The sequence below is a fragment of the Plantactinospora sp. CA-290183 genome, from assembly GCF_050936375.1.
Lineage (GTDB): Bacteria > Actinomycetota > Actinomycetes > Mycobacteriales > Micromonosporaceae > Plantactinospora.
The window spans coordinates 498581-525091 of the sequence record NZ_JBNJMX010000003.1 but is presented as its reverse complement, the minus strand read 5'-3'; the positions used below and the strand labels follow the sequence as shown (position 1 = coordinate 525091).

General features: G+C 68.7%; 24 protein-coding genes and 1 pseudogene. 11 read left to right on the top strand and 14 right to left on the bottom strand.

Going from position 1 to position 26511, the window contains the following annotated elements; all coding sequences use genetic code 11:
• Positions 1-124: 124 nt before the first annotated feature.
• The 7 genes from ACQEUR_RS10565 to fxlM form a co-directional block, all read right to left on the bottom strand.
• A complete protein-coding gene (locus tag ACQEUR_RS10565; protein ID WP_433028865.1) occupies positions 125-1279 on the bottom strand; it encodes a phosphotransferase in 1155 nt (384 codons plus the stop codon).
• Positions 1280-1623: 344 nt separating this feature from the next.
• Complete coding sequence (locus ACQEUR_RS10560) at positions 1624-2736, bottom strand: hypothetical protein (RefSeq protein WP_433028863.1); 1113 nt, start codon at positions 2734-2736, stop codon at positions 1624-1626.
• Positions 2737-2738: 2 nt separating this feature from the next.
• Positions 2739-3701, bottom strand: a complete 963-nt coding sequence (locus tag ACQEUR_RS10555) for a thiopeptide-type bacteriocin biosynthesis protein (RefSeq protein WP_433028861.1) — start codon at positions 3699-3701, stop codon at positions 2739-2741.
• The gene (locus ACQEUR_RS10550; RefSeq protein WP_433028859.1) at positions 3683-4834 is read right to left on the bottom strand and encodes a lanthionine synthetase C family protein; all 1152 of its coding nucleotides are present in this window, start codon (positions 4832-4834) and stop codon (positions 3683-3685) included. The genes ACQEUR_RS10555 and ACQEUR_RS10550 overlap by 19 nt, the downstream gene beginning before the upstream one ends.
• A 23-nt stretch (positions 4835-4857) precedes the next feature.
• Entirely contained in the window at positions 4858-7947 is a 3090-nt protein-coding gene (locus ACQEUR_RS10545; protein WP_433028857.1) for a lantibiotic dehydratase, read from the bottom strand.
• A gap of 85 nt (positions 7948-8032) precedes the next feature.
• A complete protein-coding gene (gene fxlA, locus ACQEUR_RS10540) occupies positions 8033-8227 on the bottom strand; it encodes an FxLD family lanthipeptide (RefSeq protein ID WP_433028855.1) in 195 nt (64 codons plus the stop codon).
• 65 nt (positions 8228-8292) lie between these two features.
• Positions 8293-9534: a methyltransferase, FxLD system gene (gene fxlM, locus ACQEUR_RS10535; protein ID WP_433028853.1), complete on the bottom strand. Its 1242-nt coding sequence runs from the start codon at positions 9532-9534 to the stop codon at positions 8293-8295.
• 500 nt (positions 9535-10034) lie between these two features.
• Between fxlM and ACQEUR_RS10530 the strand changes: the two genes are divergently transcribed.
• The gene (locus tag ACQEUR_RS10530; RefSeq protein WP_433028851.1) at positions 10035-10697 is read left to right on the top strand and encodes an HAD family hydrolase; all 663 of its coding nucleotides are present in this window, start codon (positions 10035-10037) and stop codon (positions 10695-10697) included.
• Here the strand turns inward: ACQEUR_RS10530 and ACQEUR_RS10525 are convergent.
• The 7 genes from ACQEUR_RS10525 to ACQEUR_RS10495 all read right to left on the bottom strand — a co-directional run bounded on the left by ACQEUR_RS10525 (position 10648) and on the right by ACQEUR_RS10495 (position 17703).
• Positions 10648-12090 carry a hypothetical protein gene (locus ACQEUR_RS10525; protein WP_433028849.1) on the bottom strand — a complete coding sequence of 481 codons (1443 nt, stop codon included), beginning with the start codon at positions 12088-12090 and terminating at the stop codon, positions 10648-10650. The genes ACQEUR_RS10530 and ACQEUR_RS10525 overlap by 50 nt on opposite strands.
• Positions 12091-12110: 20 nt before the next feature.
• A complete protein-coding gene (ribD, locus tag ACQEUR_RS10520; RefSeq protein ID WP_433029013.1) occupies positions 12111-12977 on the bottom strand; it encodes a bifunctional diaminohydroxyphosphoribosylaminopyrimidine deaminase/5-amino-6-(5-phosphoribosylamino)uracil reductase RibD in 867 nt (288 codons plus the stop codon).
• A gap of 26 nt (positions 12978-13003) precedes the next feature.
• On the bottom strand, positions 13004-14227 hold the full coding sequence (locus tag ACQEUR_RS10515; protein ID WP_433028847.1) for a hypothetical protein: 1224 nt from the start codon (positions 14225-14227) through the stop codon (positions 13004-13006).
• Between the two features lie 159 nt (positions 14228-14386).
• Positions 14387-15103 carry a creatininase family protein gene (locus ACQEUR_RS10510; RefSeq protein ID WP_433028845.1) on the bottom strand — a complete coding sequence of 239 codons (717 nt, stop codon included), beginning with the start codon at positions 15101-15103 and terminating at the stop codon, positions 14387-14389.
• Between the two features lie 12 nt (positions 15104-15115).
• Positions 15116-16351: a hypothetical protein gene (locus tag ACQEUR_RS10505; RefSeq protein WP_433028843.1), complete on the bottom strand. Its 1236-nt coding sequence runs from the start codon at positions 16349-16351 to the stop codon at positions 15116-15118.
• A 276-nt stretch (positions 16352-16627) separates the two neighbouring features.
• Positions 16628-16822 (bottom strand): DUF397 domain-containing protein, encoded by a 195-nt coding sequence (locus ACQEUR_RS10500; protein WP_433028841.1) that lies wholly within the window; start codon positions 16820-16822, stop codon positions 16628-16630.
• Entirely contained in the window at positions 16819-17703 is an 885-nt protein-coding gene (locus ACQEUR_RS10495; RefSeq protein ID WP_433028839.1) for a helix-turn-helix domain-containing protein, read from the bottom strand. The genes ACQEUR_RS10500 and ACQEUR_RS10495 overlap by 4 nt, the downstream gene beginning before the upstream one ends.
• A 618-nt stretch (positions 17704-18321) precedes the next feature.
• Between ACQEUR_RS10495 and ACQEUR_RS10490 the strand changes: the two genes are divergently transcribed.
• The 10 genes and pseudogenes from ACQEUR_RS10490 to ACQEUR_RS10445 all read left to right on the top strand — a co-directional run bounded on the left by ACQEUR_RS10490 (position 18322) and on the right by ACQEUR_RS10445 (position 26401).
• Positions 18322-19005 carry a GPP34 family phosphoprotein gene (locus tag ACQEUR_RS10490; RefSeq protein ID WP_433028837.1) on the top strand — a complete coding sequence of 228 codons (684 nt, stop codon included), beginning with the start codon at positions 18322-18324 and terminating at the stop codon, positions 19003-19005.
• Between the two features lie 26 nt (positions 19006-19031).
• Positions 19032-20546 carry an APC family permease gene (locus ACQEUR_RS10485; protein WP_433028835.1) on the top strand — a complete coding sequence of 505 codons (1515 nt, stop codon included), beginning with the start codon at positions 19032-19034 and terminating at the stop codon, positions 20544-20546.
• On the top strand, positions 20543-21151 hold the full coding sequence (locus ACQEUR_RS10480; protein WP_433028833.1) for a GNAT family N-acetyltransferase: 609 nt from the start codon (positions 20543-20545) through the stop codon (positions 21149-21151). The genes ACQEUR_RS10485 and ACQEUR_RS10480 overlap by 4 nt, the downstream gene beginning before the upstream one ends.
• Positions 21152-21297: 146 nt before the next feature.
• Positions 21298-22257: a helix-turn-helix domain-containing protein gene (locus ACQEUR_RS10475; RefSeq protein ID WP_433029011.1), complete on the top strand. Its 960-nt coding sequence runs from the start codon at positions 21298-21300 to the stop codon at positions 22255-22257.
• On the top strand, positions 22254-23099 hold the full coding sequence (locus ACQEUR_RS10470; protein ID WP_433028831.1) for a hypothetical protein: 846 nt from the start codon (positions 22254-22256) through the stop codon (positions 23097-23099). Before ACQEUR_RS10475 ends, ACQEUR_RS10470 begins: the two co-directional genes overlap by 4 nt.
• 137 nt (positions 23100-23236) lie before the next feature.
• On the top strand, positions 23237-24157 hold the full coding sequence (locus ACQEUR_RS10465; protein WP_433028829.1) for a S1 family peptidase: 921 nt from the start codon (positions 23237-23239) through the stop codon (positions 24155-24157).
• Positions 24158-24240: 83 nt separating this feature from the next.
• Positions 24241-24423, top strand: a complete 183-nt coding sequence (locus ACQEUR_RS10460; RefSeq protein ID WP_433028827.1) for a helix-turn-helix domain-containing protein — start codon at positions 24241-24243, stop codon at positions 24421-24423.
• Positions 24362-24649 (top strand): annotated as a pseudogene (locus ACQEUR_RS10455) (helix-turn-helix domain-containing protein); the annotation flags it as partial. The gene ACQEUR_RS10460 and the pseudogene ACQEUR_RS10455, both read left to right, overlap by 62 nt.
• Positions 24650-25133: 484 nt before the next feature.
• Positions 25134-26066 carry an endonuclease/exonuclease/phosphatase family protein gene (locus ACQEUR_RS10450; RefSeq protein ID WP_433028825.1) on the top strand — a complete coding sequence of 311 codons (933 nt, stop codon included), beginning with the start codon at positions 25134-25136 and terminating at the stop codon, positions 26064-26066.
• The gene (locus ACQEUR_RS10445; protein ID WP_433028823.1) at positions 26063-26401 is read left to right on the top strand and encodes a hypothetical protein; all 339 of its coding nucleotides are present in this window, start codon (positions 26063-26065) and stop codon (positions 26399-26401) included. Before ACQEUR_RS10450 ends, ACQEUR_RS10445 begins: the two co-directional genes overlap by 4 nt.
• Positions 26402-26511: the final 110 nt, after the last annotated feature.

Genomic DNA, 26511 nt, shown 5'->3' with positions numbered 1-26511 from the left:
CGGAGTACGGCTCTGCGCCGCCGTTGGCCACGTGTCCAGCCGTTCGCTGTCGGATCGCCCCGGTGGGCACCGGCGTCCAGATGTCTACGTGCGATTCGGGAATTCGATCGACACATCCAGGAGTCTAGGCGCCACGCCCATCGATTCTCGTGACCATGGCGGATCCGCCAACACGGCTGCCAAGATCGTGAGAATCCGTCATCGGCGACGAGAACCTACAAGACGTGAAGGCTTGTTTTACCTCGTCCCGTCGGTTGGTCCACCAGTGCAAGGTTTCCTCGCCAGAGAGGAACAGGTCGTCGCAGGAGGTGTCTCCGCGGTCGTAGTGGAAGTCGAGATGCCAGTAGTCGGTGAGGCGCTTCCACCACAGCCGCTCGACCGCGTCGGTGACCTCGTTGTCGTCGAGTGGCAGGATTGTGCGGTAGCCACGGGTAAAAGCGTTGATTCGGACGAGGTCGAGTGCGCCGCGTTCGCTGCCGAACTGGATGGTGGCGGTTCGTACGAGTTCCTCTCCGAAGGGACGGATGCGGATTCGGTCCCAGTCGAGGATCCCGGCGACACGCAGGATGTTGTGGTCGTGGCCCACCGTGGGGGCCCAAAGGATGTTGCGGTGTTGCAGGTCGCCGTGGATCCAGCCGTGTGGTCCGGCAGGTACGTGGGTACGGGGACGTTCGTCGGCGACCTTGTTGATCAAGAGCTTTCGACGGTGCAAAATCTCTGTGACCTGCGTATCGAAAGGCGTGTTACCCGCTTCGGCTGCCGCAAGATAGTGATCAGCCTTGGCCACGGCCGCCTCGGTTTCGGTAACCTGCGCCCGCAATTGTTCGGGTGGCGCCGGTAAGCCCTCTGTTGTTCCGAGGTGGCGGAGGCTGTCGTGGAGACGTGCGATCACTCGTCCCAGCTCGTGCGCTTGGTCGAGGGTGAGATCTCGCCCTCTTAGGTGGTGACCGTCCAGCCAGGAGGTCATCATGAACCCGGTCTGGTCGATCTCTGCGACAGAGTCTCCGTTTCGGGTCATGCGGGGACGGCAGCCTGGAACCCCAAGGTCGATGAGCCTGGCGAGCACCCGGAGATTGCGACGTGCGGTCGACGGGGACGCGTCTCGAAGTTCCTTCAGTGCATGCACGCCGGCATCGGTGACGATGCGCCAGTTCCGGGTCATCAAACCGGTGGGTAGGTACGTAATGTCGTGCAGGGCGCCCCAGGCATAGATCAGCCCGAGCGCGGCCAACTTCGACGGCGGGCCGGGCGCGACAGACGCAGACGCGGCGGGACTCACCAGGAGACCGTACCGACGTGGCTTGCGCCCGCTGCGGTCCCCGCAGTGGCCCTTGTCCGTGTCGCGATCATCGTTGCTGCCCGTGGTTCTGAGCCAAGGCGGTCGAGCCAGGTCTGCGCGATGGGCACGGCGCGGGTCCACTCGCCGAGGGGTTTCGCGAACCCGCCATCGTTGGTAGTCCAGCTTCGCCCAGGTCGACGGCTCGGAGTCCGAGCGCGACTCGACCGCCCCCATGGGCGCGACCGGGCCGCTCGCCCACCTGCCGTGCTGCTTCTGCGCCAATCGCACGTACAAGACCTTCGGATGGATCAACACCCAGCTCTCCGGCTACTGCTGATCGGGCGTCATGAGGGTCTCGACGTTGCCCGAGCCAGGGCGTCGGCTGCGGTCTGTGTGGTGGTGGTGAGTGATTCGGTCAGTGCTGGTGGGAGGGATTTGGCGCCCAGGCCGCAGGCGGCGACGAGTTCGGTTAGTGCTTTGCGGTGCGCCTCGGTGAGGGTGGTGACGTCGCTGCGGTAGGTGAGGATCTCGCGGGCGGCGTAGCCGTCGGGGGCGTTGATCGCCTCGTTCGCGGTGCGGGCGAGCACGTGGTTGGCGGCAGTGGGGTCGGTGTTGCCGGTGAGGGTGGTGATGGTCAGTCCGAGCCTGGCTCGGAAGACGGCGTAACCGGGCTTGGGGCGCTGGCTGAGGAATCGGTTGATCATGGTTGTGGTTTTGGCGGCACGCACTGCAGGGTCGGTGCAGATGATGTTGAGGCAGGCGCCGACGTCCTGTTCCCACGGGTGGGTGAGTTGGCTTTCTTGGAGTAGGGCTCGGGCGGCCGGCCAGGCGCCGTGCAGGCAGCGGGTGATGATGGCGACTTGGCGTCCTTCCATGAGGTGGCGGGCGATTCCTCGGTGGGTCTCGGCGTGGGTGAGGGCGTCGTCCCAGCGGCCGGCGAGTGTCAGGGCGCGGATGCCTTCGGTGAGGTACTGGAGCCAGACCCAGTCGCGGAGGTTGCGGTGTTCTTCGGCAGTGCCAGCGAGGTGGACGAGCGGCAGCGTGTGGCCGTCGATGATCGGGTCGGTGCGGGTGAGGACGGCTTGGTACACGGTGTGGAGCAGGCGGAGGGCTTGTTCGCCGGCGTCGGCGCGGATCTGGAGTCGGGCGAGGTTGATGACGGGTTCGAGCATGTATCGGGCCTGCAGGACGGTGAGTTGCGGGTTGGCTCGGTAGATGTTGATGTGCTGCCAGCACAGGTCGCGTGCGTGCTCTGTCAGGCCGCAGTCGCTGGCCACGAGCGCGGCCTTGTTGAGGGCGTGTGCTGCTTCGGCCATGCCGTCCGCGCCTTGTTTCCGGGCGGTGTCGGCGATGGTGGCGATCTCGTCGATTCGTTCGGGTAGGGATGGACAGGTGGGTCGGGGCCAGCCGACGAGCGGGAAGCGGCGGGTGGCGGCGTGCAGGGTGTCCGGGTCCACGGTCAGCTCCTGGGGAGGATGGCTGTGGTGGCGGCGGTAGCGAGGATGCCTTGAGTGCGGGCGGACAGGCCCAACCGGTTCCAGTGAAAGATCAGGACCTGGCCCAGTACGGTGCGCAGTCCTCGGCCGAGGGTGCCGTCGGTTGCCGCACGGCGGAGGTGCTGGCCGGCGTGGTCGAACGCGGCGAGCCAGGCGGCGATGGACGCGGCCGGCTCGCCGTAGGCGCGGGCGGCGTCGTCGGCTCGTAGGGTTCGGGCGAGCAGGGGGCGGATGGTGTCGGCGAGTGTGGCGGTGTTCGGGGTGTCGGCGCCTGCAGGTGCTGGTCGCAGGTCGCGTACTCGGGCGTAGACGTCGCCGCGTTCGAACCAGTCCAGACCTGCGGCGTCGAGGAGGGCGTTGATCAGCAGGAGGGACAGGTGGCGGCGGTCCAGCGGCGGGTTGGGGTGGCGGGCGTAGGCGAGCGCGCCGTGGCTGTCGGCGATGAACAGGTCGTGGACGATGTGCATCGCGACGGGTCCGCCGAACGCGTCGGTTTCCGATTCGTAGATCGTCGGCCACCAGCGTGCGAGGACCCCGGTGGTGCTCAGGTCGTCGAGGGCCTTGTTGACGGCTGTGGTGTCGGCGTCGCGGAAGCGTAGCCGCCAGCAGGGGTACTTGCGCAGGTACCACCATCCGCCGGCGATTGCCCCGTCGGCGGTGAGTTGATCCAGGTGTGGTCCCAGTGGTGATGTTTCCGCGCCGGGCCAGTCACCGAACTGGACGAGCACCTGGTACCACTCGTGTTCGGCGCGGCGTTGGAGTGCGGCCAGGCCAGCGGCCTGGTATACCTGCCGGGCTTCGATGAGGTCGAGGGGATCCAGGTCGTTGCCGTCGGCGGTGGCCTCCAGGTTCGCGCCGGCGAGGAGTTGGAGCACGGCGGCGGCGAGTTGGTGTGGTGGTGTCGCGGTCAGGTGATGAGCAGGCATGCGTCCCATCCCGAGCGTGGTGGTGTGGTGTGCGAGGCGGTTTCCAGGGTCAGGCGGGCTCCGGCGCTGCCGGTGAGTAGCCCTGCGTCGTTGGTGGGGTCGTCTTCGGTGGCTGCCGCGTGCCTGGACAGCGTTTCGGCCAGGGCGGGCAGCTGTTGCCCGATCGTGGGGGTTCGCGCGTCACGGGCCGCCCGGTATGCGGTCTGGTAGATGCCGGCGATGCCGTGGCAGAGTCCCGTGTCGGTGATCCGGCGCAGTTGCCGGCCGGTCAGGCAGGCGGCGAGGGTGTCCTCGGCGGTGGCGCGGCGGCGGTGATGGTGGGTGGCGATGGCGGCGAGTTGCAGGGCGCGGGCGATGCCGACCGCGCCGTAGCACCAGGACGGCCGGCCGGGGCCGCGTTGTGACGGCCGGCCGGTGCGCAGGTCGTCGCGGGTGAGCCACTGCGGCCACCAGGAGCCGTCATCGGAGTCCTGCCGCCACCGGTCGAACCAGTCGCAGAGAGCGTCGATCGCCTCGGTTTGGCCGTCGACGACGCGGCCGTGGCGGGTGGCGAGGCTGAGTAGGGCGAGCAGTCCGGCGGCGCCGTGGGCCATGCCGAGGTTCGCGTGCCCGCCGGGGGTCGGCAGGCTCGGGTCGGGGTGGTGGGCTACCCACCATCCCGGCAGTTCGATTCCGTCTGCGCGGTGTGGTCGGGTCAGCCGGATCAGGTATCGCAGCAGGTCGGCGAGGGTGTCGCTGTCGGGCTGGTGGCGTAGCAGCAGCGCGGCGAGCCCGGTCAGTCCGTAGAACAGGTCGTATTCGCCGAACGTGGCGGTCTGGCCACGATCGATTCTGGTGTTGGCAGTCGCGAGCCGGCGCTGGGCCAGGCGCAGCAGGTGCCGGTCCAGACCGATGGCAGCCGGCTGGTATCGGGGGTGTGCGCAGTGCAGGACGAAGGCGATGGCGGGTGCGCCGTAGTAGAGGCCGGCGTGGTCGCCCGCGTCGAGCGGCCCGTTCGCGGCGCGTCTGATCCGCCGGTGCGCGGTCGCCCAGCCGCCGGTGCCGGTGAGGGCGCGCTCGATGTGCAGCAACGCGGTCCCGGCGGTGCCGTTCGCCAAGGACTGGCGGCCCGCCTCGCTGTCGGTGAGCACCATCGCAGGTGCGTCGATGTGGGGGGTCATAGGGCGCCGGCCAGGGCGAGTCGGCGCAGGGCGGCGGCGCGGGCCAGACGCCCGGTCATCTTCTCGACTGCGGGGTCGACTCCGACGGCGCGCCGGTGGTGCTCGTGCAGCAAGCTCCGCAGCACCTGGGTTGGGTCCCGCTCGGCGACGAGAGCCAGGTGGTACGCGGCGAGGGCTTCGTCGCGGGTCTGCCACGCGGCAGCGACCCTGTCGCCGTCGGGCAGGGCGCGGACGGTCCGGTAGGCGTCGGCGGGGTCGGCCAGGCGGAGGGTGTGATCGCGGACGCCGCGGTCGAGCGGTTCGGTGTCGCGGGGCAGGCAGGAAGTCAACGCCCGGTAGCCGGCCTGCGGGTTGGGAGCGAAGGCCGCGGCGAGGTGCGTCATCGACGCGGCGGCCAGGGCCTGGGCCGGGACGCCGGCGGCGTCGGCCGCGGTGAGCTGGGCGATGGCGCAGGTGGTGTCGGTGGCGAAGACACGCTCCGCGGCGGCCATCGCCGGGCCCTGGCCGTAGCGGGCCGGGTGTAGTGGGTAGCAGGCCAGGGTGAGCTGCGCGGGCAGGCCGCGTGCGTCCAGGCCGGCGGCGAACGCGGCGAGGTGGGCGGCGACCGGCCCGTACCGGTCCGGGCTGGTCAGGCGGAACAGCACGCTGAGGTGCTGGTCGGCGTCGGGGTGGATCAGGTCGCGGTGCCGGCGCACCCACCACCGTTCGACCAAGTCGCTGAGGGTGTCAGCGAGGGCGGGCAGGTGGCGGGTGAGGATCGCGTCGAACCGTGCCGGGTTGCCGGCCAGCTGCGCGTGCACCACCAGCGCGTCGCCAGGCCGCATGACCGGCCCCGGCTTCGCGGTGCGCGGGAGCGGGCGTGGCGGCGGGTTGATGACGGTCATCGGGATCAGCAGCTCGGCGGGGCGTCCAATCCAGCCGTGCGCGCCAGGCGGGCTGTCCTCCTGCAGCTCGACACGCCCAACCGGGGTCAGGCGGGTGCGCAGCAGGGTGCGGTCCACGGGCTGGTCCAGGTCGAGCGGAAGGCGCAGTTCACCCTGGCAGAGCACCACCCGGGCCGGCACCCGCCACCGCTGCCGCCACCACGTCAGGGTCTCCTCCCAGGACTCCCTCCGGGCGCTGGTCAGGTCGGAGTTGTCGAGGATCCAGCGGGCGGCGGCGAGCACGGTCCGCCCGTACCGGATGCGAGGGATGTAGGCCAGGATGCGGGCGGCCCCGGGGTTGAACGGGCCGAAGGTGGCGGTGCGGGCGTCGGCGACCTCGGCGATGAACCGGGCCAGCGGCGGGGTGTGCGCGGCGAAGTCGAGAGCGTGCGGGATCCGGGGGATCACCCGCCGGCCGGTGCAGCGCTGCACCAGGTACATCTGCTCGCCGTCGGCGGTCACCGCCAGGTCGTCCACGTCGATGACCTCGCCGTCGGGGTGTTCGCACAGCGAGACGACATCGGGAAGCAGTCGCGGCACGCCGACGACGTGCTCGTCATGCGCCCGCCGCGGTGGAAAGGACAGCTGAACCGCGAACGCCTCACCGCTCCCGGCCGCCGGCGGCTGCGTTTCGAAGGTCGCGGCCAGCAGGGCGCGGCCGTCGTCGTCGAGCAGGCGGGCGAACCGGCCGGCCATGCTGGTCGGGACGCGGGGTGCGGCGACCACGCGCAGTTCGAACTCACCCCGGTCGATCGCGTCGGTGGAGGCGGCGTGCAGCGCGACGCCGAGTTCGATGCGCTGCGGGGCCACGATGTCGCCGTGGTCGCCGACGGTCAGCGCCTCGACGTCGGCGTCGGTCAGGGTGATCTCCCGCGCGCCGTCGAGGGTCGCCTTCTGGATGAGGGCGAGGAAGGCGGCGTCGCGTTCGGTCAGTTCCCGCCACGCGGGCCGGGCGCGGGGCGCGTCGAGGTAGCCGCCGGGGTAGCCGAGGCCGGAGTCGGCCACCAGGTCGCGCACCGGGACCAGGGCGCCGGGTCCGTAGCGGGCACGGAAGCGGGCGTGGTAGTCGAGCCAGGCGGTGGATCCGAACGGTTGCGTGGACAGGCGCAGCAGGACACTGGCCGCGAGCGCGGCCTGAGCCAACACGCCCTCGGGGATCGCGATGCTGGCGTCGAGCCGCACATCAACGGCGAGGACCTGACTGGTGGCCGGGGCCAGCGCGGTCATCGACACCGACGCGAACGCCCGCAGCGCCGCCGCCCGTGACGGGTCGAGGCAGCTGTTGTGACGGGCCAGCAGCTCGTGGATCTCATCAAGGCCCGCCAGCAGCCCCGCGATGTCGAACAGGTCCTCACCGCCCACAGCGCGAAGGGCGCGGATCAGGTGCGCCAGGCCGTCGGGGCTCGTCGCCGGTGGACGAAGGTTGGTGATCAGGAACCGCTGGTCGACCAGGTTGTCCACCAGGGCGCGGATCTTCTGCCAGCCGGCGGCCGGGAACTGGGCGGCCAGCGCGTCGGCGAGGGCGTCTACCCGGACCGGTACGGCAGCCGCAGCCAGCACGGCTCGCACGGCCGGGGTGTGCGCGACGCTCGCCTCGCGCAGCGACGCGTGCCCGCGCACACCCACCTCATCCGGCAGGGACACGATCAGGCGGCCGTCACGCTCGACCCGGCCGCTGTTCGCCGTCACCAGCAGACGCGGACGTAGCCGCGGGTGCCGCTCCACCGAATCGATCAGGTGCGTGAGCCATCCGCCGTCCGGACGCGCCACAATCCGGTGCCGGGTGCCGAACTGGGCGGTCGCGGGCCCGACGGTGGCGGTGCAGATGCCGGCGAACATGCCGAACGGAGTCGCCCGGCGCTGCCAGCGCAGCAGGTAGGACGCGACGGACAACACCGCGCGGCGTAGCTGCTTGACGGTGCCCGGACCGGTGCCGGCGTCGAGAAGCCGGCCGACCCTCGCCGCCAGGTCCGGGCTGGCCAGCGACAGCGCCTGCCGGATCTCCTCACGCGCCCAAACCTTGGCCAGCCACGCCCGGCCCTGCTGCTCGACGACAGCCGGCTGGGACAGGTCCAGGTGCGTGGGCGGATCGAGATCGCCCGGATCGGTCGTCGCGCGCATCAGCACCAGGCCGCTATGCCGGTAGCGCACAGGGATGCTCACCTTGTTCACCTCCTCGCAGGGTGAACCGGACCGCCGACGCCCGGGAGCAGGACGCCGGCGGCCACAGATGGTTCGGGACGACGGGTTAGGACGGGTCGTTGGAACTGGAGCTGCAGGCGCTGCCGCTGCAGGTGCTGCCGCACCCGTCGTTGGTGCTGCACGCCATGCTCGTCAACGGGGTGGTGGCCTCGATGACCCGCATGTCCGGCAGGTCGAAGTCCAGGGCGTCGGTCAGGGTCGGATCCTTGACCATGCCGTCGAGGGTCAGCATTGGAGCCATCAACATCTCCTCACAGAAGGGGGGAATGGGGTGGAGCACCTGGCCCGCGCGGACGCCGCGCGGCTTCAGCCCGCCGTGGGCCAGGAGATCGTGACCCGGCCGTGGGTCTTGGTCAGCACCGCCGCACCCTCCGGCAGGGCGGCGTCGTCGCTGCCGGCCGGCCAGTAGCCGATCGTCGGCGCGGGGCGACCGTGACGGTCCCACGCCTGGATCTGCTCGACCATCGCGGTCGCGGGCAACTCGCCGTGCCGGCCGTAGGCGCGTGCCCCGAACTCCACCCCCGCACCCTCCAGCGCCGGTCGGACCGCGAGGTAGGCGAACGAGTCCCCACGCACCACGCCGTAGGGAAACCACTGCCCGCGCTCGGCGGCCAGCTCGGTACCGTCATCCGCCGCGACCTGACAGAACCCGGGCAGAAAACCGGCGCACCACAGATGCAGGTCGGCGAACGACGTCCTGTGCGGGATCGTGACGCCCGACCACACCTCGGCGCGGCCGGCAGCCAGTACCCCGTCGAGCTGGCCGAGGTCATCCGGGACGGCGTCGTCGAACCTGAGCCTGACATGGTGGCCGTCCGCGTCCGGCAGCTCGAAGACCCGCTCCTTGTGCTGCCCGCCACCCTGCATCGGCACGAACCCGCACACTTCGGCGCTCTGGCTCACCAGGTGATCCCTGTCGCACCGGAACGCGATCGAGCGGGTGACCCCGCCCATCCGCAACGGCACAACCAGCACCCCGTTGGGCGCCAGTTGCTCCAGCCAGGCCGGGGAGATGTCCCACGCACCGACCGTCACGATGATCGCGGCGAACCTGCCGTACCCGGACAGGCCCTGCTGCGCGTCGGCCCGCACGACCGTGACCCGGTCGCCGTACCCGGTGGCCTCCAGCACCGCCCTGGCCCGGTCGGTCACCTCCTCGTCGATGTCGACGCTGACCACACGCCCCTCACCGCCGACCACCTCGGCCAGCAACGCCGCGTTGTAACCCCCCGAGCCGACCTCCAACACACTCAACCCCGCACGCAGCCCGGCCTGCTCGATCATCCGCGCCTGAATAAACGGCGCGCTGATCGAGGACAGCGCCACACCGTGCTGGTCGGTCTTGGTCACCAACGACTCATCGGCGTTGTACACCGCCCCCAGCGACACGCCGGCCGGAGCGAACGCATGCCGCGGCACGGCCCGGAACGCCGCCTCCACTACCGGGGAGGTGATCATGCGATCTGCCAGCAGCTTTTCCGTCATCGCGTCGCGGAACTTCGCCGCCGCCCTATCGGAATCCTTGAACATGCTCACCTGCTGGGTCATCGATACTCCTGTACGGTCTGCTGATCTTGCTGGCTCCGGCAATTCCCCCGGATCCCGTTCGATTGCCTGGGAGTCTGGCCGTGAGTGTGGAGGCACGGCGTCTCGACCCGGCCCTAGAGCGAGGAAGGGGTGCGCCGGGCTACTAGCCATGGTCATTTTGCGGTGTGGGCCAGGTGTACTGGCGTCGTGATCGTCCGCCTGGAGGGTCGCCAGTGCGGTGTGGATCCAGCCGAGGCGTGTTTGCTTCAGGCTGTTGTAACTGACTGCACTGGTAACGATTACTGATTGCAGTCAAGCTGGGAATGCCGACTTATGGTCCGACCTTCTGGGCCGACCTGCGGTCCGACCGGACGTTGACCTGCCCGGCCTCAGCGGCCGACGGCTCGGGCCGGGCCGGCGTTGATTTGCCGCCGCCTTGAGGGGCGGATGGGCACCGTCGCGATCATGGGAGCCTAGGTGGCACAGCATGGTCAGGCGGCACGTTGGCTTGAGGCAGACAGATGGGATGGGCGCTTATGCGATCGGTCGTGTTTGACATCGGCGAGACCTTGCTCGACGACACCCGCGGGTTCGCTGCCTGGGCTGACTGGATCGGCGTGCCACGGCACACCTTCTCAGCTCTACTTGGAGCCCTGGTGGCACAAGGACGGAACAACGCCGAGACGTTCCAGTACTTCCGACCCGGATTCGACCTTGATCACGAACGTCAGCTACGCGAAGCAGCAGGCGTAGGAGAACAGATCGAGGAAAGTGATCTCTATCCGGACGTTCGGCCAGCGCTTTCCGAGCTACGGGCACGTGGCCTCTGGGTCGGTATCGCCGGGAACCAGACGGCGCGGGTTGGCGAGCTGCTTCGGCAACTCGACCTGCCGGCTGACCGGATTGCGACATCTGGCGAGTGGCAGGTGGCCAAACCTGATCGGCGCTTCTTCGATCGTGTCGCTGAGCTCGCGCCAGGAGAGCGTCACCAAATTGCCTACGTGGGCGACCATCGCGACTACGATGTTGCCGCAGCAGGGGCGGCTGGACTTCAACCGATCTTAGTCCGGCGTGGTCCATGGGGCCATCTCTGGGCCGATGATCCGCTCACGACGGCCTCCGCGAAATGGATAGTCAGGTCGCTAATGGAGTTGCCGGACCTGCTTCGCCCGAACGTTCCTTGATTTCGGACTTGCCTTCCAACCAATCCCTGAAGTCTTGCAACCGGCCGTTATTGGCGAGCGTCGTCTGCGAAAGCTGTCCGAGCAAGTCATGGACCTGTGGATGGCAGTGAACATGCTCAGGTGCAGCGCTCCTCGCCTCCAGGAGGGCTTCGAAGGCGGTTGAGGCGAGGCCGACCATCGCGTGTGCTCGGGCCATCTCAATGTAGAAGTGGGACCGGCGTTCGCCGGGAATATCAGTGGAGGGCCGCCATTGTGCTGCGACCTTGATGGCCGCATCGGGATCATTTCCATCGATTCCCAGGGCGACGTGATGGATGTGCACGGAGGTCGGACCGAACATAGTGCCGTAATAGACACCCTCTGGAACGCAGTGCGCCCAGACTCTTGCCTCCTCAAGATGAGCACGAGCAGAGCCGAGTTGCCCACCCCGGGCGCCGAGGACGGCTGCCCGCATATGCAGCGCGCCGTAAGCAGCGGCGGCGGATGTCCCGCCCTCAGGCGTGAGCTGGTCAGCGGCGCTTTCCAGCAGCGACCGCCCAACGTCAAATTGCCCGTTCGCGAAGAACGTTTCGGCCCGCACGTATCTGGCTGCTGCAACCGCCAGTTCATCGCCGGACTGACGAGCTGATTCGGCCATGAGGCCGATGATCCGCGCCGACAGGTCGTAGTAGCCGAACTTGTCGGCTACGGCGTCGGCGCCGCGATAAGCTTGCGTGAGCAGTCCAGCCGCCGCAGCCTGCCGGTGTCCGCTCCATTCCTGCACTGCCCGTTGTAGTTCCGGTAGGAGGCGCAGGAGGTCGTGCGCGAGCAACCGGTAATGTGACTGCAACCTTCGTCGCACGACATTCTCAACCCTGCGCCGAAGTTCGGGCAAGGACCCGATCGGTCCATCCGGGGGAAGATCATGTCTGTCTAGCGTACGGCGGAGCGCCGGCATCAGTAGGTGGACCGTGTCGCTGGCACGCGGGCCACTTATCGAGTTCTGGGTGCCCCGAACGCCGGCCGCGGCCGTGACCAGCGGCGACAGTTCAGCAGCGGGAAGCAGTCCGTTCAGCCAGTCGGGCGAAGGTGCGTGGCCGTGGTTGTTGCCGGTCCTCGCACTGTCGGTTCGTCGTGGGCTGTAGAGGCCGAGTCGGGTGTCGGTGGGTATGCCGAGGACGTGCCGTAAGGCGGTCCGGCGTTCCTCGCTGGGCCAGCGGTGTTCGCCGCGTTCGAGCTTGCCGATCCAGCGAGAGTCGACGTAGTGGGCGGCGAGGTCCCGTCCGGGGTAGAGCTGGCTGAGCGCAGCGTTGACGGCGTCGGCCAACTCGGCCCGGGACATGCACTGGCCAGGCCGACGCGGTGATGACAGGCTCCGGCGGGCTTCGCTGAGCACCGTGTTGGGCGTGATCACCGTGTCCGGATGGCGGGGCACTACGCCTTCCCCCGACTAGGTTGTCGGAAGCGAACCACCATTGATCCTGCGCAAGGTGTTACGTCAGCGAGCCGGAAACCGGCCGGTATGACGTGTGGGTCAACCGCTGCGAGTGCGTGGGACGGATCGGCTCTTTGGGTGGCGATAAGGACTTCGTCGACGGTGTGCATCTGATGCCGAAGCATCTCCGCGTATTCAGATCCCACGAGTAGGGCGCTCCGTGCGCCTGCTGTGTACGTGGCTGAGAGCAATCGCACCAGGCCCGCATCGACATCGAACTGGCCTGGCAACGCGAAATGCTCGCCAGCGTGACCTCCCGGGATGCCTTCGACAGCAACCTTGCTCGCGATGACAACATCCGCCCTACCGCGCAGGTCGAGGATGAGCCGTTCGTTTACCGCCGGGTCACGATCATTGTCCGAGGTGTTCACCCAGATTAGGTATGGCCTGCGTCGTACGGTGGCAGTGAGCCAAGGCCCGAGAACGGCAAGCGCTTCATCGCGGAGCACGTCAGTTTCGACCTCGACGCCGGCAGCGGCGAGCGCTGCCGCGCCGCCGTCGCCTCGCGACGTTGGGTCGATGACGCTGATCACGACCCGCGCAATACCAGCGTCAAGCAATTCTTGGCGGCAGGCAGGCGTAACGCCGACGTGATTGCACGGTTCGAGCGTGACAACCGCAGTACCGCCACGAGCCGCAGCCCCAGCCGCTGAGAGGGCGTGTACTTCGGCGTGCGACTCTCCTTTGCGGCGGTGGAAGCCCGCACCCGCTACCGTCCCATGGCGGTCCAAAATGACACATCCAACGGGTGGATTGGGACTCGTGGTTCCCAAGCCCAGGGCCGACAGCGTGATGGCGTGTCGCATCGCGGCGAGTTCGGCCTCCGACGCCATCAGGTGCTCTCGGCGAGGTCGTCGAGGAACGCGCGAACGTCGGCAAGCTGGCGGTGCTCGCGGACTGCCGCACCGACCTGTACAAGTTGGTGCAGGATTCGGCGGGTCCCTGTGTGGCGTGCGATCGGCAGCGCGGCATGTGCCGTTGCAGCGGCCAGATCGGGTTGGCGCGCCGCTACGTGGGCCGCGGCCTTGCTTACCAGCGCCGAGGCGAAGTCCCCGCGATGCAGTGGTGGGATCGAGGTAAGCGCCTCGCTTAGCACCGCGACGGCCTCGTTCGGGCGCCGTGCCAACCGCAGGCACGTTCCCCGATAAATTTCAATGTATCCACTCGTGCAATACGATCCATGCTCGCCTTCGGGCTTGCCGGGCTTGCCAACCGCCGCCCAGCGATGCGCGTCGTCGAGCATCAGCATGACTTGGCGATGGTCACCGCTCGCGGCGAGCGCGTGAGCATGTTGGACGCGAAGGGCTGCCCGCATGGGTCGAGGTAGCTGCTTGTCGTGGATCATTGCGGCCTCGGCGCGCTCGACGGCGCGGCGGGGCTGCCCGACGATCAGCCAATGCTGGCTGCTGCGGTATTTCGCCCATGCGGTCATGATGGGATCCGCGATCTGATCTGCCCAGGCGAGGGCCTTTTCGGTCCACCGATGCCCTTCGGCATAATCGTCGAGCGACTGGTTCAACCACGCTGCCGATTCGGCGTACTGAGCGGCGAGGCGGACGAGGGCGGGGCGGCGCGCGTCGGGCACGCCGCCCAGGAGGCGGTCGAGCAGCGTCAGTTGCGTGGTGACGCCGATGAGCGCGTACTCCGGGCCAAGGAGTTTGTCGTTCTGGACCAGCAGGTGCCACTGTGCTCGCAGCTGATACATCGTCTCGTCCCAGCTCCCGGGCGTCGGTTCAAGTCCGATGCTGTGGGGGGCCCAACTGGCGTCGCTTCGCCGTGGGCTGTAGAGGCCGAGTTGGGTATCGGTGGGGGTGCCGAGGACGTGACGCAGAGCGGTACGGCGTTCTTCGCTGGGCCAGCGGTGTTCGCCGCGTTCGAGTTTGCCAATCCAGCGGAAGTCGACGTAGTGGGCGGCGAGGTCTCGCCCGGGGTAGAGCTGGCTGAGTGCGGCGATGACCGCGTCGGCCAGTTCGGTCCGGGACATGCACTGCCGAGGCCGTTGCGGTGATGGCAGGCTCTGCCGGGCTCCGCGGAGCAGCGTGTTGGGCGTGATCACCGTGTCTGGGTGTCGGGGCATCTACACCTGCCTGCGGCCTGGCCTGGAGGTCTGCAAACGACCGCTGACGTCAGGATTGCGATCGCTGGGACGATGTCAGCCTATCGGTCAACACGCCCGGCGTCGTACTACCCGCCGTTGCCACGTCCAGTCGGCCATCTACTGTTCGTTCAGCAGGGTGGCGAGATGATCGCCGAACGACTCGGCCAGGCTCGCCAGCAGCGCCCGTCCTTTGTCCGCTGTGCCAGCCGAGGGACGGCCGATGACCCCGGTCTTCGTGTAGGCACCCATCCCATGGACCAACAGCATCGGCCGTTCGTCGGCTGCATGGTCCCCGTTGACGTAGCCGGGGCCTACGGCGTCCGGCTGGACGTGCAGCAGGATGGAGACTTCCAGCTCGCCGGCGTGCATGTCGTGGTGTGCGTCGCTGGCCAGCTGCGCCGCGGTCCGTGCACTGTCCCAGTCCGTCCGGGTGGGGAACAGGGTCATCGAGCCGGCCTGCATTGCGTTGGCGGTCTGCACGATGTTGCTGAGGACGTAGTTGCCGCCGTGGCCGTTGACGATCGCCAGCCGCCGGATCCCGTTGCCCGCGAGTGATGCCCGGATGTCCTCGACGACGGCAGAGAGGGTCTGGTGGCTGATGCTGACGGTCCCGGGCCAGGCGGCATGCTCGTGCGAGCAGGACACGGTGATCGGTGGCAATAGCAGGACGTTGTGCCGTTGTGCGATGGATGCGGCGACCGCTGATGCAACGATCGTGTCCGTGGTCAACGGAAGAAACGAGCCGTGTTGCTCGAAGCTGCCGATCGGCAACACCGCGACGATCGGTATGCGGGCGGCGACGTCGGTGCTGGTGGTCGTCGGGATCAAGTTCACCTGGCCATCTTGTCACCGGCCGGTCACGGCTCTGTGGTGCGTATCGACGAAGACGCGCACCGGGGGGAGGCCGCTGTGTCGGCGTAGCGCAATGGCCAGCGGTTGGGTCGCCCGGATGACGCGGTACGAGCCTGTCTGACGGGCTAGCCGCAGGGCGCTCATGCCGTGGGCGGCGGCGCGTTCGGGGTCGTTGAAGAGGTAGCACTCACCGAGATGTGCGTGCCACATCCCGGCGTCGAGCAGAGCTGTCGGCTGTTCGCCGTTCAGGAGCTCTTCGAAGATCGCCACGGCCGACATCGAGTCGCCGAGCAGGTGCCGGCAACGCGCATCGACTGCCGTGACGTAGCGCAGGTCGCAGTGTTTGGCGAATTCGTCTGCGGCGTCGTCTACGGCACGGCCCAGCCCACGACGGGCGTCGGTGATCACGCTGTTGGTGTCGTCGTCGCCGCTGGCGGCCAGCGCTTCGGCCATCCGGGCCAGGCACAGCACCCGCGTGCGGGACGGCACCGGGCCGTGCATGAGTGATCGGCGGGACAGCGTGATCGCGGTGCGGACGTCGCCGTCGTCGAGGGCTCGCTGGCTTTGCCGCATGAGGGTGTACGCGCTGAGTATCTGGTCGTCGGCTTCGGTCGAACGACGGTGCGAGCGGTCCAGCCACGATCCGCCGCCAGGTTCTCCTGCGTTGTCGGCGATCCAGCTCATGAACTCCGACCACCGGGCATCGACACCTGCCAGGTGTGGTCGGGCGCCGTTGCGTTGTAGCCAGTCGAGGACTTCGAGGTGCTGGCGAACCCGGACCGCGAGCTGTGGGGTTACGCACGGGTTGGACTGCCCAGTGATGCGGTCGAGTTCACGTAGCCACACCTCGACCGCATCCGAACGGCCGGAGATGAGTTCGGCATCGACGTGGCTGCCGGACACCGGGCTAATCGCCGGTGGGCTCGGATGTGGAACTACCGCGTCGGAGGAGCGGCGTGGGCTGTAGAGGCCGAGTTGGACGTCGCGGACGACATTGAGCACCTGGCGCAGGGCGGCACGGCGTTCTGCGCTCGGCCAGCGGTGATCACCCCGTTCAAGTTTGCCGACCCACCGGAAGTCGACGTACTGGGCGGTTATGTCCCGGCCTGGGTTGAGCTGCGCAAGGGCGTTGTTGACGGCATCGGCCAGCTCCGAACGCGACATGTGCTGGCCGGGTCGGTGCGGCGATGCCAGGCCCCTGCGGGCGTCGCGCAGCAGGGTGTTCGGCATGGTGGTCGTTTCAGGGTGACGCGGCACAGGCCACCTCCATGAAACGCCGCCCCCCGCCGTCCGCAACACGATGTGCCATGTGAGCATCCCAGCAGCGCCGAACGCTGTACCACCTCGGCCGCCGCCGTACCCACGACGTGGTGAGGCGCCCGCCGCTGGCTAGCCAAACGCTGGTCGGCGAACTCAGCATGGCGGGTGCCCATCGAGCTGTATGGGCTGAGGCGCCAGAGCCGGTGGTGAGAGCGCCGTAGCCGGGCAACCTCGCCATGGACACTGTCAGGCAGATCTGCCGGCACGGAGGTCATCGGTGAAGGCGCGCCAACTGGCCGGGACGAATTCTAGGACGGGCCCTCTGGTGTCTTTGGAATCGCGTACACCGACGGTGCCGTCGCCTGCGATGGCGAATTCGACGCAGTTTCCCTGGTCGCTGCGGCTGGAACTGCGCCAGTTCGTGTACTGCCGTGTGGTCATGCTGGAACTCCTTCGGCGGGTGCCAGATCCTGCGCCGCCGAATGGAGCAGGCGGATGCTCATGTGGGGCGTTAGCGCGGCGGCTCTGAGGCGGCTGTGCAGGTCCAGGTAGGGGCCGACCTCATGCCCTTCAGTGTGTACCAGGTCCTTGGTCAGGGTGTCGACCGCGACGGCCACCGAGCCCGGCGTGTCGCGGTAGCGGTAGATCGAGTACGGCGACAGCGGCGCGCTGTGCTTCTCGATGGAGGCACCGATCGGCAGCACCCGGACTTCTACGGACGAGTGGGCCGCGCAGACGGCGATGATGTGCCGCAGTTGATCGGCAACGATGTGTCGTTCGGCGGCGCGGCGTCGGATCGCGATCTCGTCGATCACGACGTTGTAGTGCGGGCCGTCGGCGGCGAGTAGTAGTTGCTGGCGGTGTGCTCTGGCGGTGACGGCGGCGGCGGGGTCGAACGTATCGGCTTGACGCGCAAGGTCACTGCGCAACCGGGCGTCGGCGAACGCGGTCGTCTGCAGCAGGCCGGGGATGAGGAGGGTGTATTCGGTGATGCTCTTGGTGCCGCTTTCCAGATCAGCGTAGGTAGCCTGTCGCACGCCCATCCGTTCGGCGTCGGCCTTCCACCACCCGTGAGACCAGCCGTCGGCCGCCGCATCCATGATCGTCATCCGTCGCTTGGCGCCAACGGTCAGGTAGTCGCAGATCGCGCTGACCAGGTCGATGTCGGGGCCAAGATGTCCGTTTTCCAGGGCACTGAGTTGCTGCCGTGGGAACCCGACCGCGCGTGCTAGCGGTTCGGCCAAGATGCCGTGCTCGTCGCGCAGGCGGCGAATCTCGCGTCCTAGCCACCGCCGACGGACGTACGGACTGGGACGAGTCACCGGCAGCCTCCGCGGTCCATTCACACCCGGCTGGCGATCACCGCCGGCCGGGTGCACTCAATCTAACCCCAACAGTTGGCCAGACGATCTTCATGCGGTCGGCTGACCGTGATGAATGCCCAGCTCAGAGGGCGGTCGGACCCAAGGTCAGTGCAGGAAGTCGGACCGAAGGTCGGCATTCCCAGCCGCGAACCATTCCGTGATCGTTGATTCGCAACATGCTTTTCGTCTATGAGCAGCTGTTGGCGGTGGAACCAGTGGGAATCGCGCTCGTACTGGCGACTGTGGCCGGACTCGTCGTCGGATTCATCGCCGGGCTGTGTGCCTACCGGACAAGCCGGCGATGGTGTCCCCGCTGCGGCGGTTCCGTGACCTGCCAGACCTGCAAGGTGAGCTTCCCCGGTCGGACCGCCGGTACCCCGCGCCAGTCGCCCGCGCGCTGACTCTCCCCCGAGGCAGCGCCGACATCCCCCGACGGACCAGGTTATGACACGACGCCACAGCGGATCACCCGTCACCGGGCACGCCGCTGCCCCCACAGCAACGACCACCTCCCCATACCCGGGCTACCGGACGGACGGATGGCCCACCCAAGAGGAACCGCCCCAGTCCGAGCCGATGATTTGGCGACCGCGCCAGCCGGCCTACCGCACCAACCCCCACCTGCCCCTCGCCGACGACCTGTACCTGATCGCCCTCGACGAACGGACCGGCCGGTACCGGCGCCCCGAGCGGGCCGTCCGTCTCGCCCTGGCCGCCGCGCTGCTCGGCGAGCTGGTCCTCGCCGGGCGTCTCGACATCCGGGGCCGGCGGCTCGTGGTCGTGCAGCAACGGACCCGGCCCGCCGACCCGCTCGCGGCCACGGTGGAACACCGGATCCTCGCCGAGCCGGGGGCCGTCCCGGTCGCCGGGTGGCTGGACTACCTCGCGCAGGAGTACCCGGACAAGATCGTCAGCCGGCTACGTGACCGGGGTTGGATCATCCCCGCAGTCACCCGACGTCTCTGGTCCAGGACGGTCGTGGCCAGACCAGCCAGCCGGGACAGGGCCACCGACATCGCCTGGCGGGCACCCCGGATCGCGAACGCTTTGACCGGACAGGGCGTGTGCGGGTGGGAGGAGCTGCTGCTCGCCCGCCTGATGATGATCCTCGACCTGCTCGCCCCCGTGGTCTACGACGGGCAGATCCGCAAGGCAGAGCGGCACGTGGAAGAGCGGATCCGAGAAGCACTCCCGCTGTGGGCGCTGACCGCCGTCACCAAAGCCGCAGTCGACCAAATCACGCTGTCCCACCGTCGCTAGCCCAGTTCCCCGGGAGGCCACCCCCGATGACCCCTCTACAACATCCGCGCAGCGTGTCGGCCGCCACCTCGGCGGGCAAACTCGGCGTGCCCCAACTCGTGTCGTTCATCTTGGCGTCCGCGACGCTGCTGACCGTGGTCACCGCGGTCTACCCGACCGGCATCGCCGTCACCGGCCTCATCAACTTCACCGCCGGATTCGCCGTCGTCGGTGTCGTCCTGATGTTATGGGCGCCTGGGTACGTCAAGATGGGCCGGCACGTCCCCAACGCCGGAGCCTTCTACGCCTACAGCGCCACCGGGCTGAACAAGCCGTTGGGCGTCGGCGCGGCGTGGATGGCGCTCGCCTCGTACTGCCTGTTGCAAGTCGGCCTGTACGGGGTGACCGGGACCGCGGCGGCGCCGCTGATGCGTGAGCTCGGGTGGAACCCGCCGTGGTGGCTGCTCGCCGGAGGCGCGGCGGTACTCGTCGGCGGCCTAGGCCTCACCCAGATCAAGATCTCCGGCCGGCTGCTCGCCGTGCTCCTGCTCGCGGAGGTCGCGTTCATCCTGGTCGTCGCGGTCGCAGGCCCGCTCCATCCCTCCGACAACGGGATGGCCCTGGAGGTGCTGGACGTCCGGCAACTGTTCGCCGGATCGGCCGCCGGCGCCACCTGCGCGCTCGTGCTGCTGGGTTATGTCGGGGTCGAGCAAGGTGCTGTGCTCGTGGAGGACGCGCGCCGGCCGCACTGGACGGTCGGGCTGGCCACCTACGGCGGGATCCTCGCCGCCGCTGTCCTCTACGTCCTGTCCACCTGGTCGCAGGCCGCCACGATCGGCACCGCACACCTGGTCGACTCCGCACGCCAGCACGGCCCGGACATGTACTGGCTCGTCGTGAACGTGACCCTGGGGCCCGTCGCGGTCCTGATCGGCCGGGTCTTGTTTTTGACCAGCGTCAACGCCGCGACTCTCTCCTTCCACCAAGCTTTCGCGCGTTACGCGTTCAGCGCGGGCCGGGACGGGGTGGTCCCGCGTTGGGTCGCCTACAGCAGCCGGCGCACGGGCGCGCCCGTCGCTGGCTCCCTCATCCAGACGGTCATCGGCCTGACCGTCATCACCGTCTACGCCATCGCTGACCTGGATCCTCTCGTCCACCTGTTCTACTTCGGTGGCACCGTCGGCGGTGTCGGGATCCTGCTGCTGATCACGTTGACGTCGATCGCGATCGTCTTCTTCCTCGCCCGCTGCCAGGGTGCGCGGGCCGTCGTCCTGCCGCTCGTCGCCGCGCTGATCCTGCTGGCCATGACCTACGCCGTGCTGACCAACCTGGACCTGCTCCTCGGTGTCGACCCCGACTCCCCGCTACTGATCGCCGTGCCTGCCATGTTCGGCGCGCTCATGGTCGCGGGCGTCGTCCGGGCCCTGTATTTGCGGTGCGTCCGGCCCGGGACCTACGCCGGGATCGGGCAGGGGGTCAGGAGCGTGCTCGCCGAGCTTCCCGATGACCCCGATCCGCGCGCGCTGACCGCCCCGGTCGTCCTGGACGGGTCGTCCCGATGACCGGCCCCCGGATCATCCAACCGGACCCGGCTGAGTCTCAGCCGATCGCCGAGGTGATCGCGGCCTCTTTCGAGGACCTGGGGGTGTCCCGCTGGCTCGTTGCCGACGAGAAGGCGCGGCGGTCCGTGCTGGCGGCGAACTTCCGGATCTGGGTGTCGCACGCGTTCGGCCACGGGGCGGTGTACGCGACGGAGGACCTGTCGGGGGCCGCGGTCTGGCTCGACGCCACTTCCGGGGCGATCCCCCTGCCGTACCAGTACGACGGGTTGCTCCTGAGCCAGTGCGGCCGGTACGCCCCCCGCTTCCTGGTCCTCGACGACGCCTTCGACAGCGCGGCCCCGGCCATGCCACGCCACCACCTGGCGTTTCTGGCCGTGCACCCGACCCGCCAGGGCGAGGGAATCGGCGCCGCGTTGCTGGATCGGCACCACAGCCTCTTGGACGTCCTCGGACTGCCCGCGTCGCTGGACGCGAGCAGTGAGGCCGCTGCCCGGTTGTACCGCCGCCTCGGCTACGAGGGCGAGGAGCCGGTGTTCCTGCCCGACGCGGGTCCGCCGTTCTGGCCGATGGTCCGGCCACCCCAACCTCTGCCAGCGCCGGGATAACTCGGCGCGGCGCTGGCAGGGGGCGTCGGAGCTGGCCCCCCGTTCCGGTCCCGGCGCCCTTCCCCGGGGGATGGTGTGCCGTTGCCTCCGGCGGCACACCATCCCCACCCACTCGTTCACGCCACTTGTTGAAAGCCGCCTACCTGATGAGTCTTCGCCATCCGGCCCCCGCGACCTTCCTCGGAATGCTGGGCACCCACCAACCACCAACTCCCACGCTTACCCGGCGGTACATCGGTTGGTGCCTGTACGCCCTGCGGATGAGGAAGCGCTTAGCCATAGATGTCGTTGCCCGGCGCGCGGGACGAACCGAGATGACAATCCGGCAGATTGAAGACGGCGCGCGGCGTACGACCGTTGCCGATGTGCTGGCCCTGTGCGATGTGTACCAGCCGTCATCGACGGACGTTGAGGCGCTGGCGGATCTGGCGAGGAAGTCTGAACAGGGACACGACTGGTGGGATGACTGCGCGAAACCGGCTCTAGCGCGGTATTTCACCTTGTTCCTCGGGCTTGAAGACAGCGCGTTATTGATACGACAGTTCTCCGACGCGGTAGTCCCCGGGCTTCTGCAAACGCGTGAGTACACGACAGCCCTGCTGCATGAGCTAACCGCCACGCCGACTCGTCGTAGTGCCGGGAAGGGAGGTGTGGAGCTGCTGCGGCGGGACGTGCCCCGCAGGGTCGAGGTCCGCCAGCGGCGGCAGCGCGTCCTCACCAGGGACAACAACCCCCTACATCTCAACGTCGTGATAGCCCAATCGGTGCTGCGGCGGCAGGTCGGCACCGCCGGGACGATGGAACGGCAGATGCGGCACCTGCTGGCCATGGCCGACCGGCGCAACGTGAGCGTGCGAATCCTTCCGACCAGAACGCCGGTCAGGCCGGAAAGCGCGTACATGCTGCTGACCCTGCCAGTTCCCGAGCCACTAGCGCTCTCGCGTGAACGCGACCGAGGAGGCACCACCGTCGCCAGCAACAGCTGGGACGTCGGCCAGTACATCGTCACCCAAGCGCAGATCGAAGGCTCAGCGTTGGACCCGGAAGCATCACTGCGGGAAATCAGAAAGGCGGCGGAGCAGTGGGAGAAAGCCTCGACGTCTTGAGGGATCCCGACGTCATGAGTGAGTCACTGCGGATCACCGGGGGCTGCAGCCTCGAAACACCGGTGGAGTATTACACCCACCGGGACTGCGAAGGATGGTCAGTCGTCCTGGTGGGCACGTACCCGATAGGAGAAGCGTCCTATTACACCCGACTGCGCAGGATCGTCCACGAGTTGGCAGGCGCACCGGGAGCAGTCGTGGATTTCGAAGAAGTGCCCTGGAACCCGCCTGAGGACCGTCTTCGGGCGAGCACAGCCGAACGCCGCGTCGTCGGCGGCCTTATCGGCGCCGAGGAGTTGCAGATCGGACGGGCCGAAACCCTGGGATGGGTCGCCAAACAGGTGTCGTTCCAGCCGTCGGCTGGCTGGCGTGTCCATGGGATACGGGCGCTGGAGCTGGTCCGCCGCGCCGGCCTGGTGGTGATGGAGGAACGGGCCCGCGCGGTGGACCAGCTGTTGGACTGGCGCGACGGGGACCGCCGTGGCCCGGCCCGCTACCGGCTGGCGGTCGCGCGGGCGGTACGGCTACAGGCCCGCTCGCGGCCGGCCGGCTTGGAGCATCCCGCGCTGGTGATGTACCGGGCCGAGGCCGCGGTCAGGGCGATCGACCAGGTCAACCGGCAGCAGGTGTTGGTGTGGGATGTCCAGATCCTGCCCCGGCTGCGTGCAGAACTGCTGGGACGCGGGCTGGTCCGCCAGCGGGTCGAATGGCACCGCGTTGGCCAGCTGCCCCACCGGGGCGCGGCGGTCGCGAGCCTCCTCCTCGGTTGGGCGCTCCAGCCCTGGCCGTCGCGGACAGCGGCAGCACAGGCAGAGCCGACCGCCACCCGCACGCGCGAATGACAGCGGCCCGCCGCCGGTAGCGCAGATCTTCCGGTCCCGGACACCAGCGGAGCCGGGAACCGGGCAACCCCACGTGCACGATCGGGGTCCTTAATATCCGCTGACTGATTGAAAGGTATGTTTTGACCAGAAATGGCATGACAGCAGCCATCGGTGTCGGGCTGTTGCTCGCGGCCGGACTCGGTGTGGTCCAACCTGTCTCCGCTGCCCCTCAGAGCGACGACCAGGCGACGTACTGGATGGGTGGCACCGGCCTACCCGGTGGTCCTCCCGTACCGCCGTCGCCCACCCCGATGGTCGTCGGCGGCTACGACGCCACCGAGCTGTATCCGGGGATGGCCAGCCTTCAGTTCATCGCGCACCCGACCAACGGGCAGCCGTCCTGGCACACCTGCGGCGGGTTCCTGACCGGCGTCCCCGGGGTCGCCGCAGGGTGGGTCGTCGTGGCCGCTCACTGTGTGACCGTGATGGACAGCCGGATCCTCAGGGACCCGGCCAACTGGCAGGTGCGGATCGGCACCAACCTTCGTAGCGCGGGTGGCACCCTCGCCCGGGTCACGCAGGTCGTCCTCCACCCCGAGTGGGACTGGTTCGCCTCGGGCGACGTCGGCGACATCGCGATGTTGCGTCTCGACCGGCCGGTCCCGCATGCCCCGTATCTGCCTCTTCCCGTCGTCGACCGTGACGGGAAGGTGCGGCTCCTCGGGTGGGGCACGCGCGACATGATCGACCTGCCCGAGGTGCTGCAAGAAGGCGACACCACGCTGGCGGCGGCCGAGCTGTGCGCGGCGGCTGCGATCACCGACGACGAGCTGTGCGTGGACAACCGGAATGGGGTGGCGGCCACCCCCGGCGACAGCGGCGGTCCGGCGCTGCAACGCATCGGTAGTCGGTGGGTGGCCGTCGGGATCGCGAGCCGGCTCACGGTCGGCCTGCCGCTCGGTGCCGGCCGCGCCGTCTACACCTCCGTGGCCCACTACGCGGCGTGGATGTGGTGGGTGATGGCCACCGGCCGGGCCGAGATGCCCACCCGTGCGACATACGCGTTGGCCGGCTAGCTCGCTGTAGACCGACATTCCCTAGGACCTTGGCCCGCCCTGGCCCTCAGGGCGGGTCCGGTCCCCACACCACAAGGCACAGGATGACGTCGCAGGATCCGCTGACCCAGCATCTGGTCCGCCGGTACGTGCAGGACAAGGTCTCGATCCGGGCGCTGGCCAAAGAGGTAGGCGTCTCTCGCGAGACGGTCCGCACGCGGTTGCATGGAGCAGGGGTCGCCGTTCGGAAACGTGGCCGTGCGCCGGTGCGGGCTAGCTCGCTGTAGACCGACATTCCCTAGGACCCTGGCCCGCCCTGACCCTCAGGGCGGGTCAGGTCCCCACACCACAAGGCACAGGATGACGTCGCAGGATCCGCTGACCCAGCATCTGGTCCGCCGGTACGAGCAGGACAAGGTCTCGATCCGGGCGCTGGCCGAGGAGGTCGGCCTCAGTTCCGAAACCGTCCGCCGGCGGCTGCACAACGCCGAGGCTGCGGTCCGGTGCCGTGCCAGACCACGACGCCCGCCGGTGCCGGCCGACCAGTCGATGATCTCCCGCTACGTCGAGGACGGGGTCTCCCTGGCGAGGATCGGGCGGGAGCGCGGCCGGTCCGCCAGCTATGTCGGCAGGCAGCTGCGTGCCGCCGGGGTGGTCCTGCGGCCGTCCGGGGGAGGACGCGGCCGGACACGGGTGCGTGCGCTGACGCCGTTCGACGGCGTGATCGCCGAGCACTACCGGCGATGCCTGTCGGTGGCGCGGGTCGCGAAGGAGCTCGGCGAGACCCGCCGCTACATCGAGAACAGCCTGAAGCTGACCGGCTCACTCCCGGGTCCCGCCCCTGACCTCATTGCGTTGCACGCCGACATCGCCGCCCGCTATCGCAAATGCCGCTCCCAGGCGCGGGTCGCCCGGGAGGTTGGCAGAGACAGACGTTTCGTGCGCAAGAGCCTTGAACTGTCAGGAATAGAGATAAGAACGACACGGAGGAAAAGGGATGGCACCTCAGGCGGGCGGGACCGGCACCAAGCTCGACCTCATCACCTACAACCTGCGGGACTACTACTACCGGCAGGAGTACCAGCGGTACGGGCAGGTGGAGGAGGTACTGGCGGGAGCGGTCGGCGCCCGGCCGGCGATCGTCGCCGTGCAGGAGCTGGTCGGTGGTGAGCAGTCCGACACCGATGGCGCGATCCGTCGGCTGGCCGCCGCCACCGGTCTGTGCTGCGTCCTGCCGGATGGGCGGAGCGCTGGTGTTCTCGGCGCACACGACCGGCTGGCGCTCGGGTTGCTGTGGAGTCCCGGTATCGAGCCGGTCCCGGACAGCTTCCACTGGCAGGCCGAGCCGTTCTGGCACGGCTTCGCGGCGGCCACCTTCACCGTCGCCGGCCACCGGCTCGCCGTGGCCAGCTACCACGCCCCGCCGTCTGCCGGCCGGGACCGGCGGCCGTTCGAGGCGGAAGCGCTGTCGGTCGCCCTCACCGCGGCGACGACCTGCGACCGTTTCCTCGGCGGGGACTTCAACGCTCCCAGCGCCAGCCGGCGAGGCGACGACGGGTACTACGACCCGGACCCGACAGATTGGGTCACCGACGCCGACCGGGCACGCTGGGGTGACGACCTGCCCGAGGTCGGGTATCCGACCGACTGGCGGTCGGGCGAGCTGCTGCAGCAGGCTGGATGGTTGGACCTCGCGCCCATGCTGGAGGCGCCGTGGGAGCCGACGACCGGCCACTGGCCGACCGAGCGCAACGGCCGTCGCCGGCTCGACCGGCTGTACCTGCGTCCCGGGACGGCGGCACGTACGGACGGGTCACTGCCGCGCAGCCGGGTGGTCGGTTGTCGAGTCCACGACAGTCCCCTTGCGAGGGAGGCGTCAGACCACCTGCCGTTCTCCTGCACGATCAGAATCGCGGCGGATCAGCGGTGACCTGGAACCGATGGCGGGTCGTTCTCGCCGTGGCCGCCGAAACGATCATCGCGACCGCCCTGGTCTACTCGCTGGCGGTCAACGTTGTCCACCTGATCGATTACGCGGCCACTCGAAGCTGGTTCAAGTCCGGTCCGTTGATCGACCATCTCGTCGCCGCGCTGCCGGCGGCGTCGGCGCTGCTCGGTATCGCCGTCGCCCTGGTCGGAGGGTGGACGTGGTCACGGGACGCCACGTGGGCGTGGATCTGGTGGTACCTCCTCGGTGTCGCGGTCAACCTGGCCGGGCACGCGGTCGCCTTCCGGATCGTCGACGCGGCGCAGGGACAACCGTGACCGATCCACGCCTGCCCGAGGCCATGTCCGGCACCGCCTGGTACGGCCGTCGAGGCCGACGCACCCGGTCCGGCACCGGCCCAGCAGCACCGGAGACGCCGATTAACCGG

What these genes read in the sequence shown, in the direction of transcription:
- ACQEUR_RS10500 (WP_433028841.1), bottom strand. Translation starts at nt 16,822, where the DNA reads ATGACCACACGGCAGTACACGAACTGGCGCAGTTCCAGCCGCAGCGAC.
- fxlA (WP_433028855.1), bottom strand. Translation starts at nt 8,227, where the DNA reads ATGGCTCCAATGCTGACCCTCGACGGCATGGTCAAGGATCCGACCCTG.
- ACQEUR_RS10485 (WP_433028835.1), top strand. Translation starts at nt 19,032, where the DNA reads ATGACCCCTCTACAACATCCGCGCAGCGTGTCGGCCGCCACCTCGGCG.
- ACQEUR_RS10460 (WP_433028827.1), top strand. Translation starts at nt 24,241, where the DNA reads ATGACGTCGCAGGATCCGCTGACCCAGCATCTGGTCCGCCGGTACGTG.
- ACQEUR_RS10450 (WP_433028825.1), top strand. Translation starts at nt 25,134, where the DNA reads ATGGCACCTCAGGCGGGCGGGACCGGCACCAAGCTCGACCTCATCACC.
- ACQEUR_RS10490 (WP_433028837.1), top strand. Translation starts at nt 18,322, where the DNA reads ATGATTTGGCGACCGCGCCAGCCGGCCTACCGCACCAACCCCCACCTG.
- ACQEUR_RS10505 (WP_433028843.1), bottom strand. Translation starts at nt 16,351, where the DNA reads ATGCCGAACACCCTGCTGCGCGACGCCCGCAGGGGCCTGGCATCGCCG.
- ACQEUR_RS10550 (WP_433028859.1), bottom strand. Translation starts at nt 4,834, where the DNA reads ATGGTGCTCACCGACAGCGAGGCGGGCCGCCAGTCCTTGGCGAACGGC.
- fxlM (WP_433028853.1), bottom strand. Translation starts at nt 9,534, where the DNA reads ATGACCCAGCAGGTGAGCATGTTCAAGGATTCCGATAGGGCGGCGGCG.
- ribD (WP_433029013.1), bottom strand. Translation starts at nt 12,977, where the DNA reads ATGCGACACGCCATCACGCTGTCGGCCCTGGGCTTGGGAACCACGAGT.
- ACQEUR_RS10480 (WP_433028833.1), top strand. Translation starts at nt 20,543, where the DNA reads ATGACCGGCCCCCGGATCATCCAACCGGACCCGGCTGAGTCTCAGCCG.
- ACQEUR_RS10475 (WP_433029011.1), top strand. Translation starts at nt 21,298, where the DNA reads ATGAGTCTTCGCCATCCGGCCCCCGCGACCTTCCTCGGAATGCTGGGC.
- ACQEUR_RS10465 (WP_433028829.1), top strand. Translation starts at nt 23,237, where the DNA reads ATGACAGCAGCCATCGGTGTCGGGCTGTTGCTCGCGGCCGGACTCGGT.
- ACQEUR_RS10555 (WP_433028861.1), bottom strand. Translation starts at nt 3,701, where the DNA reads ATGCCTGCTCATCACCTGACCGCGACACCACCACACCAACTCGCCGCC.
- ACQEUR_RS10530 (WP_433028851.1), top strand. Translation starts at nt 10,035, where the DNA reads ATGGGATGGGCGCTTATGCGATCGGTCGTGTTTGACATCGGCGAGACC.